At 41.8% G+C, this 13,534-nt stretch carries 8 protein-coding genes; 5 read left to right on the forward strand and 3 right to left on the reverse strand.

The window, feature by feature from the left end; all coding sequences use genetic code 11:
* Positions 1–70: 70 nt before the first annotated feature.
* Complete coding sequence (gene dnaE, locus M3P19_RS11745; RefSeq protein WP_249657873.1) at positions 71–4,456, reverse strand: DNA polymerase III subunit alpha; 4,386 nt, start codon at positions 4,454–4,456, stop codon at positions 71–73.
* Between the two features lie 204 nt (positions 4,457–4,660).
* On the opposite strand from dnaE, the gene M3P19_RS11750 reads away from it, so the two are divergent.
* From M3P19_RS11750 to M3P19_RS11770, 5 genes are all read left to right on the forward strand, one after another.
* Positions 4,661–6,085, forward strand: a complete 1,425-nt coding sequence (locus M3P19_RS11750) for a sulfatase family protein (RefSeq protein WP_249657874.1) — start codon at positions 4,661–4,663, stop codon at positions 6,083–6,085.
* A gap of 116 nt (positions 6,086–6,201) precedes the next feature.
* Positions 6,202–6,789: a 30S ribosomal protein S16 gene (locus M3P19_RS11755; RefSeq protein ID WP_249657875.1), complete on the forward strand. Its 588-nt coding sequence runs from the start codon at positions 6,202–6,204 to the stop codon at positions 6,787–6,789.
* 11 nt (positions 6,790–6,800) lie between these two features.
* Complete coding sequence (gene rimM, locus M3P19_RS11760) at positions 6,801–7,328, forward strand: ribosome maturation factor RimM (RefSeq protein WP_249657876.1); 528 nt, start codon at positions 6,801–6,803, stop codon at positions 7,326–7,328.
* Position 7,329: 1 nt separating this feature from the next.
* Positions 7,330–8,043 carry a tRNA1(Val) (adenine(37)-N6)-methyltransferase gene (locus tag M3P19_RS11765; protein WP_249657877.1) on the forward strand — a complete coding sequence of 238 codons (714 nt, stop codon included), beginning with the start codon at positions 7,330–7,332 and terminating at the stop codon, positions 8,041–8,043.
* A 56-nt stretch (positions 8,044–8,099) separates the two neighbouring features.
* On the forward strand, positions 8,100–9,278 hold the full coding sequence (locus tag M3P19_RS11770; protein ID WP_249657878.1) for an acyl-CoA dehydrogenase family protein: 1,179 nt from the start codon (positions 8,100–8,102) through the stop codon (positions 9,276–9,278).
* 2 nt (positions 9,279–9,280) lie between these two features.
* Here M3P19_RS11770 and M3P19_RS11775 read toward each other — a convergent pair whose 3' ends face one another.
* Together M3P19_RS11775 and dinB are read right to left on the reverse strand one after the other, a co-directional pair.
* Positions 9,281–12,289: a DNA polymerase III subunit alpha gene (locus M3P19_RS11775; RefSeq protein WP_249657879.1), complete on the reverse strand. Its 3,009-nt coding sequence runs from the start codon at positions 12,287–12,289 to the stop codon at positions 9,281–9,283.
* Between the two features lie 16 nt (positions 12,290–12,305).
* Complete coding sequence (gene dinB / locus M3P19_RS11780) at positions 12,306–13,520, reverse strand: DNA polymerase IV (RefSeq protein ID WP_249657880.1); 1,215 nt, start codon at positions 13,518–13,520, stop codon at positions 12,306–12,308.
* Between the last annotated feature and the right edge of the window lie 14 nt (positions 13,521–13,534).

Below are 13,534 nucleotides of genomic sequence, written 5' to 3' on the forward strand. Positions count from 1 at the left end.
TAAAGTCCATATTCCTTACCAACGAAGCATTCATTTTTATTATCACGCCATTGATTTAAATTATTGGAACTCAATTCAATTTGTAGTGTATCTCGTTCTCTTCCAATGCAGAAAGAAGCTCGCTATTGATTTTCACCTTTTGTTTTCTGCTGGATAAATTTAATTTGATTTCTTCCTGCATTTCATAAACCACAAAGTTCAACGGGTGATCACCTTTGTGAGACGTCAATGTGTCCTTTAAAACTTGGATTCTCTTATCCTGAAGCCTATCAATGTCTAATTTTATGGTCAATTTTTTGGCATAGGCTTCCATCACATCTTGCAATTGTTTAAAATCATTGAATTGCAATCGAGGATCTCCTTTTTTTCCGGTATCCCTGTTTACCCAGCCCTCTCGAACAAATGCTTTGACATGAACAAATGAATTGATCATCAAAAAGTGACGGAATTTGAGGTATTCTTCCCCGAAAATCCGGAATTCGTGGGAGTCTGTATAATCTTCTAAAGTGAACAAGCCCCAGCCTTTACCATTTTTAGACACACGATGTTGCACATCGGTAATAACACCTGCCACGGTAAGTTCTCGATTTACGTAGGGTTCCAATTCCGAAAAAGCAGAAACGTTGCTATTGCAAAAGGCTTTGATTTCTTTTTTGAAATCATCTAAAGGATGACCGGAAATATAAATGCCTACTACTTCTTTCTCACGACGTAATTTTTCCATGGTACCCCAATCCTCACAAGGTGGCACAACAGGCTCAGGAATTTGCACTTCACTGGCTTCTCCAAATAGACTGACTTGGGAGGAGTTTTGGTTTTCTTGGAATTTGGCACCATACTTAATGGCTTTCTCCAAAAAAGAAATACCATCATTTTCTTGATGGAAATATTGAGCTCTGTGTGTATCGCCAAAAGAATCAAAACCTCCAGCTAGAGCAAGGTTCTCAAAAGCCTTTTTGTTTGCGGCCCTAAGTTCAACCCTTTTTGCCAAATCAAATACAGATTTAAATGGCCCGTCTTCTTTTCGGTTTTCAACTATGGTCTCCACGGCTGAACGTCCCACTCCTTTTATGGCCCCCATTCCAAATCGCACGGCGTTATCTTGGTTAACCGCAAATTTGTAATAGGATTCATTGACATCTGGACCAAGTACCTCTAGTCCCATCCGTTTACATTCTTCCATAAAGAAAGTGACTTGTTTGATGTCGTTCATGTTATTCGATAGCACCGCAGCCATGTATTCTGCAGGATAATGTGCTTTTAAATACGCAGTCTGATAGGCGATGTAGGCATAGCAAGTAGAGTGACTTTTATTGAATGCGTAAGAAGCAAAGGCCTCCCAGTCCTTCCAAATTTTCTCCAATACATCTCTTGGATGCCCATTTTTTTCACCGCCATCCAAAAACTGGGGTTTTAACTTTTGAAGTAAGGCAAAAATCTTTTTTCCCATGGCCTTCCGCAAGACATCCGCATCACCTTTGGAAAAACCTGCTAATTTTTGAGAGAGTAGCATCACCTGTTCTTGATATACGGTAATGCCATAGGTTTCTTTTAAATACTCTTCCATGTCAGGAAGATCATAGGTGATTTCCTCCTCGCCATGTTTTCTGGCGATAAAACTTGGAATATATTCCATTGGACCTGGACGGTACAACGCGTTCATAGCAATCAAGTCATCAAAAACCGTAGGCTTGAGGTTTTTCATGTGTTTTTGCATTCCGGGAGATTCGTATTGGAAAATCCCTACCGTATCGCCACGTTGGAAAAGTTCATAAGTTTTTTCGTCATCCAATGGAAATTCATCTGGAATCAGCTCCACCCCGGTTCTCGCTTTAACAATTTTGACCGTGTCCTTGATCAATGTCAAGGTTTTCAGTCCCAAAAAGTCCATTTTCAGAAGGCCGGCACTTTCAACCACGGAGTTGTCAAACTGTGTAACGTATAAATCGGAATCCTTGGCTGTGGCAACAGGGACAAAATTGGTAATGTCATCAGGTGTAATAATGACACCGCACGCATGGATTCCGGTATTACGTAACGATCCTTCCAAGACTCGGGCCATCTTCACCGTCTGACCTTCCAAGTCATCACCTTCGGAAATGTTCAGGAGCTCATGGACCTTTTCCAACTCATCTGAGCGGAATTTTTTCTTGAGTGCTGCTTCTTCAACCCCAAATATCTTATTGAGTTTGGACATGTTGGGAATGAGCTTCGCTATTCTGTCCGCATCATTTAGAGGTAGATCCAGAACTCGGGCAGTATCTCGAATGGATGATTTAGCTGCCATCGTACCATAGGTGATGATTTGGGCAACTTGATTGGCTCCATATTTATTGATGACATAATCCATTACACGACCTCGTCCTTCATCATCAAAATCAATATCGATATCGGGCATGGATACCCTATCTGGGTTAAGGAAACGCTCAAAAAGTAAGTCGTATTTTAGCGGGTCAATATTGGTGATGGTAAGGCAATACGCTACAACAGAGCCAGCTGCCGAGCCTCTACCAGGCCCTACAGATACGCCCATATTCCTTGCTTCCCGAATAAAATCTTCTACAATCAGGAAATATCCGGGATACCCTGAATTTTCTATGGTGGACAACTCAAAATCGATGCGTTCCGAAATCTCCTCCGTGATTTCCCCATATCGTTTTTCTGCACCTTGATAGGTAATATGTCTTAGATAGGCATTTTCTCCTCTTTTTCCTCCATCATTTTTGTCAGCTTCATCTTTGAATTCCTCGGGAATGTCGAATTTGGGTAGGAGTACATCCCGGGCCAAATCAAAAGCTTCCACCTTGCCCACAATTTCCTGAATGTTCAAAATGGCCTGAGGTACATCTTTGAAGAGGGATTTCATCTCATCGGATGACTTGAAATAATACTCTTGGTTGGGTAAACCATAGCGATATCCCCGGCCTCGGCCTATCGGTGTGGTCTGCTTTTCGCCATCTTTTACACAAAGAAGGATGTCATGGGCTTCAGCATCCTTTTTATCGCAATAATAGGTATTGTTGGTTGCAACTAATTTAACCTCATGTTTGGCAGCTAATTGAAGAAGCACCTGATTCACACGGTCCTCATCTTCTTGGCCGTGTCGCATCATTTCAATATAAAAGTCTTCACCAAATGTTTCTTTCCACCATAGTAAGGCATCTTCAGCCTGTTTTTCCCCAACATTAAGAATTTTATTTGGAACCTCGCCATACAGATTACCGGTCAACGCTATTACGTCTTCTTTGTATTTCTCAACGATATTTCGGTCAATTCGAGGTACGTAATAAAATCCATCCGTATAGGCAATGGAAGACATTTTTGCTAGGTTGTGATACCCATTTTTATTTTTGGCCAATAGCACAATTTGATAGCCATTGTCCTTAATGTTTTTATTGCCATGATCATCACAAACCTGAAACTCGCAACCGATGATTGGAGTAATTTCCATTTCCGTAATGGCTTCTCCCTTTTCTTCCCTTTCGCTATTCCGTTCTTTGACACCTTTGTTATGCGCCTTGATTTCTTTTACAAAATGAAACGCACCCATCATGTTGGCATGATCGGTCAGTGCAACTGCGGGCATCTGGTGGTCTGCAGCTGCCTTAACCAAGCTCTTGATGTTAATCGTCGATTGAAGAACGGAGAATTGTGAGTGATTATGTAAATGTGCGAACTGCGCTGACGCCAAATCGGCCGCACTGGCCTTGATGTCCTCTTCGGAAACACCTCCGGTATCTTTGGCCCATAGTGCGTCAGCAATGGCTTTTGACGCCTTCTTAAGATTAATATGCTTTAATCCAATAAGTTGGATTTCCTGAGGGTTGGCTTCCGTAAATCGACTTTGGTAATCTGGTTGGACATCCAATTCCTCTTGGGTGTAATGTCCGTTCCGAATCAATTCGAGGAAACATCTAGTAGTGGCTTCAACATCTGCAGTTGCATTGTGCGCTTCCGCAAATGGTTCGCCAAACAAATGTTGGTGGAGTTCAGTTAATGTTGGGAGCTTGAATTTTCCGCCACGGCCACCTGGGATTTTGCAAAGTTCGGCTGTTTTCTCTGTACAGGTATCTAAAACTGGAAGTGTGGTCAAAGAGGTATCTATACCCATTCTGTGGAACTCACATCCCATGATATTCACGTCAAAATCTACATTCTGGCCAACTACAAATTTGGCTTTATCCAAGGCTAACTGAAAAGCTTTCAGCGTTTCTATAAGGTCTTGTCCCTGTTCTTCGGCCAAACCAGTTGAAATTCCATGCACTTGCTCCGACTCATATGGAATGTTAAACCCGTCAGGTCTTACCAGCATATCTTGATGCTCCACCAAATTTCCCATATCATCATGCAATTGCCAAGCAATTTGAACACATCTAGGCCAATTGTCCGTATCAGTTATGGGTGCATCCCAACGTTTAGGGAGTCCAGTGGTTTCAGTATCAAATATTAGGTACATATATCTGCTTCAGTCGAAATAAGAGATTAAAAATATATAAACGTGAGTCGAATTTAAAATGTAGTTTTTAGTAGTTATTAACCAAGGATTTTCCAATTTTGTTTAAGCCCTAACGGACAAGGGTGTTATTTTGACTTGATAGCTTAAATGATGTCATTTATACTTCTTTTTAGTCATAATAATAAGTAAATAAACTTCAACCAAATGAAAATGAACCAAGGACATAAACATTCCATTATCGTATTATTATTAGCATTTATTTTAGGCATTCCAATAAGCTCAAGTGCTCAAGCAAATGCGGATAATCCACCTAATTTCATCATCATTTTTGCGGACGACCTGGGTTATGGTGATTTGAGTTGTTACGGTAATCCCAGTATACATACACCGAATCTGGACCAAATGGCGCATGAAGGTCAAAAATGGACTAATTTTTATGTCGGCGCTAGTGTGTGTACACCTAGTAGAGCGGCATTATTAACGGGGAGACTGCCTGTTAGGAATGGTATGGCCAGTGATAAGCACCGGGTATTGTTCCCAGATTCGAAAAATGGCCTTCCAGCTACGGAAATAACGCTGGCGGAGCAATTAAAAAAAGCAGGGTATAGTACAGCTTGTATTGGTAAGTGGCATTTAGGGCACAAAGAGGAATACTTGCCTACAAATCATGGTTTTGATTATTATTACGGTATTCCTTATTCGAATGATATGGATCGTATTGCAAAATATCCAAATGGAGACTATTGGAGTCAGCAAGATGAAGCTATCAAAACGGAACATTTCAATGTTCCCTTACTACGGAACACGCAAATCGTTGAGCGTCCGGCCAATCAAAATACAATAACAAAGCGCTACAGTCAGGAAACCATCTCCTATATAAAATCCCATAAAGATGAACCCTTCTTCATCTATTTGGCACATAATTTACCGCATATTCCCTTATTCGCTTCTGATGAGGCAAGGGGTAAAAGTAAGCGAGGTTTGTATGGTGATGTAGTGCAAGAAATTGATGAGGGCATTGGACAGATTATTGCGACCCTAAAAGCTGAAGGTTTGGATGAGAACACCATAGTGGTTTTTACTTCCGACAATGGGCCATGGTTGCCTTTTAAGACAAATGGAGGGAGTGCGGGTCCACTGCGAGCTGGTAAGGGATCTACTTGGGAAGGCGGAATGCGCGAGCCGGCTATAATTTGGGGCCCAGGGATTGTAGAACCCGGCATGATAACTGATATTGGTTCTACCATGGACCTGTTTGCAACTTTTAGTGCTTTTGCCGGAGTTGAAATGCCCAAAGATAGAGTTATGGATAGCTATAATCTTAGCAGCGTACTGCAGCATCGAGAAGCAAGTCCTAGAAACCACATATTATACTATCGAGGTACGGAATTGTACGCCGCTAGATTAGGAGAATACAAAGCTCATTATATTACAGAAGGGGTTTATGGGCAATTTGGTCCGAAAAAAATTCATGAAAACCCAATTTTGTACCATTTGGGACATGATATTTCAGAACAGTTTGACGTCTCCGAAGGAAATGAAAAGAAAATACAAGAAATTGAGGCATTGGTTTTGAAACATAAATCGAAATTGGTGCTGGGAAAAGATCAATTGGCTGAACGGGAGTAGAAAGTGTTGTAATGCATTGTGTATTAAAAGAAATCAAGTATATTTGCACCCGCTTAAAGAGCAAGCGAATAAATGAATTAATAATCGGGGTCGGGCACCCTACAAATTAATGTGATATGCCAGTAAAAATTAGACTTCAGAGACACGGTAAAAAAGGAAAACCCTTCTACTGGGTTGTAGCCGCAGATTCAAGAGCAAAAAGAGACGGTAAATTTTTGGAAAAATTGGGGACTTATAACCCAAATACCAATCCTGCAACAATAAACTTGGATGTGGATGGTTCCGTGAAATGGTTGAATAATGGAGCACAACCAACCGATACGGCTAGAGCTATTCTTTCTTATAAAGGTGTTTTACTAAAGCATCATTTATTAGGTGGTGTTCGTAAAGGAGCGTTGACTGAGGAACAAGTTGAAGAAAAATTCAAAGCCTGGGTTGAAGAAAAAGAAAAAGCTGTTGCGTCAAAAGTAGATGGATTGGATAAGGCTAAAGCTGAAGCCAAGGCTAAAGCTTTGGAGGCTGAAAAAGAAGTTAGCGATAAGCGTGCTGCTGCTGCACTACCAGAAGTAGAGGAGGAAGTTGCACCAGAAGCTGAAGAGGCTGTTGAAGCTGCTACGGAAGAAGCTGTTGCTGCTGAAGAACCTACTGCTGAAGCGGAAGAAGCACCAGCTGCTGAGGCCGAAGCTGCCAAAGAAGAAGAATAAAACCCAAAACGATGCGCAAGGAAGATTGTTTCTACCTGGGCAAAATCGTTTCAAAATATAGTTTTAGGGGAGAGGTATTGGTTAAACTCGATACAGACGAACCTGAGATTTACGAAAACATGGAATCAGTATTTGTTTCATTGGGAAACAATCTGGTTCCATTTTTTATTGAACGTTGTCGCCTACATAAATCCGCATTACTTCGTATTGATTTTGAAGAGGTAAAAGATGAGACTTCCGCGGATAAGATTATGGGCTCAGAACTCTATCTACCACTGTCTATGCTTCCAGCCTTGGAAGGAAACAAATTCTACTTTCATGAAGTTGTTGGTTTTACTTTAATGGATGAGGTCCATGGTGATATTGGGGTGATACAAGCTGTAAATGACAGTGCTTCCCAAGAGTTGTTTGAAGTGGAAAAAGACGGCAAGGAACTCTTGATACCGATTAGCGATGATATCATCACCCAAGTGGATAGGAATACCAAGACTATCCATGTTAAGACTCCAGAGGGCCTGGTAGACTTGTATCTTAATTAAGATGGACAAGCCTTTTAAATTCAAACAATTTACCGTCAACCAAGATAAATGCGCAATGAAAATAGGCACGGATGGTGTATTGCTCGGAGCTTGGGCAGCTGTAGATGAGCATTTGACTTCAGTTTTAGACATAGGTGCCGGGACAGGGATACTTGCGTTGCAAATCGCACAGCGCAGCAATGCTGAACTTATAGATGCCATTGAACTGGATGAAGCTGCGTACGAACAATGTGTTGAGAATTTTGAAGCCTCACCCTGGGGTAATCGATTGTTTTGTTATCATGCTGGACTTGATGAGTTTGTAGACGAAATCGATGACACGTATGATTTGATTATTAGTAATCCACCTTTTTATTCTGAAGCTGTTGAAAGCGGTGATGTTTCAAGGGATATGGCCAGGCAAAATAGTTCATTGCCTTTTGATGAACTAATTCAAGGCGTTGCGACCTTATTAAGTCCAAATGGGATTTTTGCTGTCATTATTCCCTTTAAAGAGGAGGCAAATTTTGTTCGTATGGCAGAATCGAATGCCATGTATCCAATTAGAGTTACTAGGGTGAGAGGAAATAAAGACTCGGAAATAAAACGCAGTCTTATGGAATTTTCATTTGCCAAAGTCGAAACGAAACAGGAAGAACTGATTATAGAAACAGCGAGACACCAATACACCCAAGACTATATCAAACTAACGCGACCATTTTATTTAAAAATGTAACAATGGGTCTGCGTTAAGTTATATTTCGTTAGTACATTTGATAAAATCTTTTTTTGATGAAGCCAGATTTATTTGAAGCTCCAGATTACTACAACTTAGACGATTTATTGTCCGAAGAACATTTATTGGTTAGAGATGCTGCGCGCCAATGGGTAAAACGTGACATCTCACCTATAATTGAAGACTATGCCCAAAAGGCTGAATTCCCCAAGGAAATTATTGGTGGATTGGCAGAAATAGGTGCCTTTGGCCCATATATCCCTGAAGAATACGGTGGAGCTGGTTTGGATCAGATAAGTTATGGTTTGATCATGCAGGAAATTGAACGTGGTGATAGTGGTGTTAGATCTACTGCATCTGTACAATCTTCCTTGGTGATGTACCCTATTTTTGCTTATGGAACAGAAGAACAACGTCAAAAGTACTTGCCAAAACTTGCTTCTGGAGAGTGGATGGGCTGCTTCGGACTTACCGAACCCAACCATGGTTCCAATCCAGGAGGAATGGAAACTAAATTCAAGGATATGGGAGATCATTTTTTATTGAATGGTGCCAAACTTTGGATTTCCAATTCGCCTTTTGCTGATGTAGCAGTAGTATGGGCTAAAAATGAAGAAGGAAGAATTCATGGATTGATTGTGGAACGTGGAATGGAAGGATTTTCTACACCTGAGACCCATAACAAATGGTCACTGCGCGCTTCTGCAACTGGAGAACTTATTTTTGATAACGTTAAGGTGCCCAAGGAGAATCTATTGCCTGGAAAAAATGGACTAGGCGCTCCACTTGGTTGCCTGGATTCTGCCCGTTATGGTATTGCATGGGGCGCTATAGGTGCAGCCATGGATTGTTATGACACGGCCTTGCGTTATGCAAAAGAACGTGTGCAATTTGGTAAGCCTATTGCTGCGTATCAGTTACAACAAAAGAAATTGGCCGAGATGATTACTGAAATCACCAAGGCGCAATTGTTGGCTTTTAGGTTAGGACAACTTAAAAATGAAAGCAGGGCGACTACGGCGCAAATATCCATGGCTAAACGAAACAATGTGGACATGGCCATAAAGATTGCCCGCGAAGCACGTCAGATTTTAGGTGGTATGGGAATTACTGGTGAATACAGTATCATGCGCCATATGATGAATTTGGAAAGTGTGATTACTTATGAAGGTACACATGATATTCATCTGCTGATTACAGGGGCCGATATCACGGGTTATCCGGCATTTAAATAGGTTTACTCTTTTACAGCCTTAGGTTTCAGTAATTTTTTACTTGTTTTCATTTCTGCATAACGTGGGTCGGGAATGTAATCCTGTTTTTGCATTTTTATGACTTCAATACTTAAAAAGGCAAACTCGCTTACTACTTTTCCGTAAAAACGATAAATACCCTTCCCTCTAAAATGGTACTTGGCTGCCACAGGGGGGAACAACACCGTATCGAACACTTCTCCATGTTGATCTACCAAGGTGGCAAAGTGCATCCGCTTACCATCATGCGTATTGGTGTTCTTTACAGTAACCAGGTACCCGTAAATGTCGATATGTTTGTTGAGGTAGTGTTGTAAATCCCGTTGTCCATTTTGGTTTTTTGGCGGTTCTGCCAATAACTCAAAAGGACTACAAAGACAAAAGCCCAAAAGCTCCAATTGGTCAAATGCGGTTTCCTGATTGGTGGTATACAATTTTGGTATTTTGAACTTTTGATGACGTGGCGGGAATAATTTAGGATGTTCCAAACGGTCATTTTTGGAAAGCATCAAATGTGCCTTCCAAAGCAATTTGTGTTTGTTTATACCTGTGAATCTGAAGGCATCAATCCGGATTAGGATAGCGAGCTGCTCTACCGAAATGATGACACGGTCCAGAAAATCTTCCAAGGATTTGAAGTTTCCCTTCGACCTCCGTTCCTTCATGATCCGATCCATGACCCTGCTTTCCAGGTCGCGTAGGTAGACCATGCCCAGATAGATGTGTGTGCCATAAATGCAATTGGCTGCATGGCTATTGTTCACACAGGGAGCATGGATGGTAGCTCCTATCATTCGAGCGTCATGGATATAAAATTCCGAGCGATAGAATCCGCCCCCGTTGTTGAGTACTGCTACCATATATTCCAGAGGATAATATGCTCTTAGAAAAAGACTTTGATAGCTTTCCACGGCATAGGAAGCGGAGTGTCCTTTGGCAAAAGCGTAGCCGGCAAAACTGGCCACTTGGTTCCAAATTTCAAAAATGAGATTGTCGGAATATCCTTTTTTTCTGCAATTGGATATGAATTTGTCCTTTACTTTCTGGAACTCTTCCCGAGATCGGAATTTCCCACTCATTCCACGTCGTAAAACATCGGCTTCACCAAGATCCAAGCCGGCAAAATGATGGGCTACTTTGATCACATCCTCTTGGTAGACCATAACACCGTAAGTGTCTGGCATGATGTCCAACATTACAGGATGTGCCTTTTCTTCTGCTCTTCCCTTGTTGCGGTGCCTTAAGATGTATTCTCGCATCATGCCGCTTCTTGCAACACCAGGTCTTATAATGGAACTGGCAGCGACAAGGCCCAAATAATTGTCCACTTCCAGTTTTTTCAGGAGCATGCGCATGGCGGGGGATTCCACATAAAAGCATCCCATACACTGTGCCGTCTTGATCAGGTTGTTTATGATCTCATCTTTTTTAAAACCCTGAATGTCATGGATGTCTATGTGTTTGTGTTTTTCGGGTTGATTATAGGCGACAATTTCTAAGGCTTCCTTGATTTTACCCAGCCCACGTTGCCCCAGTATGTCAAATTTGTAGAGTCCTACATCTTCGGCAATCACCATGTCATATTGGGTGGTTGGAAATCCTTTGGGAGGTAAATGTGTGGCCGAAAACCAATGGAGTGGTTTTTCGCTGATCAAGATGCCTCCCGCGTGGATACTCAAATAATTGGGTTTGTCCTTGAGAAGATTTCCGTATTTGAGGACCAGTTTGGACATGCTGTCCAAGCTATTCTGGTCATACCTGCCCGTAATCAAAAAGTCAATTTCCTGTTTGGGCAATCCAAAGACCTTTCCTAACTCGCGGATCACACCTCGTTCCTTAAAAGTTACATAGGTTCCTAAGAGGGCCACATGTTCAAATCGTCCAAATATGTATTCGGTCATAGCAGGTCTATCCCGCCATGAAAAATCAATGTCAAAATCTGGTGGATTGGCGCGGTATAGGTTGATGAAACGCTCAAAATAAAGATCTAATTCCATAGGGTCTACATCGGTTATGCGGAGTAAATAGGCCACAATACTATTGGCGCCACTTCCTCTTCCCACATAATAGAACCCTCTGTTTCGAGCTTCGGTAACAATGTCCCAATTGATTAAGAAGTAAGAGACAAATCCCATTTTTTTGATGAGACTAAGTTCTTTGTCCAATCTAGTATGGATAGAGCTGTTTACTTCTTTATAGCGATAGGGGAGGCCTTCATAGCATAATTTTTCGATGAGTTTTTCATCTGCATCCACACTTCCAGAATAGCTTTGGAGGTTTTGTGGTTTCCGTCCGTTTGAAAAATCAAAATGTATGCTACATTGGTTCAGGAGTTTTTCCGTATTCTCCAAAATAAAGAGGTATTCGGAAAATGCAGCGGCCAAATTTTGGATTGGGAACATTTTTTCCCCTTCATCCGCTTCCTCTTCTTCGGAAAGCTTACTTAGGAGTACATTGTTGTCAATGGCCCGCAGTAAACGATGTGCATTGAAATCCGCTTTGTTTCGAAAGGTAACGGGCTGTTGTACTACTAGTTTGTTTTTCAATTTGATCAATCTTGAGAACGGTAGCCGCCTTAAATCCTGAATGGAAAACCCCACAAATTCATGCGATTCAAAATCTTCCAACTCGTTCAGCAACACCTGTTCAAAGGGATAAATGACAAATGCGTTTTTGAAGTGGGGTGCCCTGGCTGGGATTTCCAGCTCATCGTGTAGGTGATGGGATAGGAAGTCGTTCAATTCCAGATATCCTTCGTTGTTTTTCGCAATACCTAGAAAACAAGGTTGTACGCCATTCCTGAAATCGATACCCAAAAGCGGGGTAACTCCATACTCAGGTGCTTTTCTCACAAAATTGAGACCTGCCGAGGTGTTGTTGATGTCTGTCAAAACCAAGCGTTTAACATGGTTTTGCTGCGCAAGGTTCAATAGTTCCAGCTCAGAAAAAGTGCCGTAACGCAAACTGTAATATGTGTGGCAGTTCAAATACAATTTTCGGTTGTTTTCTTCATTGTTTCCGGTGGGCCAATACTACTGGTGGCTCCCCATTAAATGGATTGTGCATACTGCCTATGGTCTTTGCTCCCATGGCGGATGCGCGCAGGACACTTCTACTTCCAAACCTCTTTCGGACATAATCCATGGCTTGGTATAAGTTCAAGGCTTCTTCGGTATCTTCAAAAAGATTGATTTGATAGTTCCCGGATACCAAATGACTGAATCGGATGCCGACCAAACGTACCAGCATTCTTTTGTTGTACAGACTATTGAACAGTTCCAAAATCTTTGGAATTAGGATGTGATCTGCACTGGTATAAGGAATGCGCATTTGTTTGGAGTATGTATTGAAATCCGAATAGCGGATTTTCACAGCGATACAGGCAGTCAATTTGTCCCCTCTACGCAATTGGAAAGCCAAGTTTTCGGTCATGGCAAGTAGAATTCCCCTTAGTTTGATAACGTCAATGGTGTCTCGATCAAAAGTGCGCTCGGTGGAGATGGACTTGCGATCATGGAAAGGGATTACGGGACTATTGTCAAGACCGTTGGCCCGTTTCCAAATAACCCTGCCGTTAACGCCGAGTACCCTTTGCATAATATCCATGGGCATTTCTTGTACGGTTTTTACTTTACGAATGCCCAAATTCCGTAAGGTCTGATAGGTCTTGTCACCTACCATAGGTATTTTTTTAATGGAAAGGGGTGCCAAAAACGGTTTTTCCAAACCAAAATCAATCTTAAGCTGGTTATTGGGTTTGGCCTCATTGGTGGCAACTTTGGAAACAACTTTGTTTACGGAAAGGCCAAAGGAAATAGGTAGCCCTGTTTCCCGAATGATTTTTTTCCGCATTTCCGAAGCATATTTGTAACAGCCAAAGAAACGGTCCATGCCGGAGAGGTCCGCATAGAATTCATCTATACTGGATTTTTCAAAGAGCGGCACATGTTCCTTGATAATTTCGGTGACTACATCAGAGTATTTGCTGTAGGTCCCGGCATTGCCTCGGATAACAACTGCTTCGGGGCAGAGTTCCTTGGCCATTTTCATGGGCATGCCAGAGTGTACGCCAAATCCCCTGGTTTCGTAACTACATGCTGCAACTACGCCACGGTCACTGGTGCCGCCTACCAATAAGGGCTTGTTTTTCAGCTCCGTATTGATAATCCGTTCCACGGATACATAAAATGTATCCAAGTCCATATGTAAAATGGTCTTTTTCATTGTTTAATTGAGGG

This window comes from Flagellimonas spongiicola, assembly GCF_023502425.1.
GTDB lineage: Bacteria > Bacteroidota > Bacteroidia > Flavobacteriales > Flavobacteriaceae > Flagellimonas > Flagellimonas spongiicola.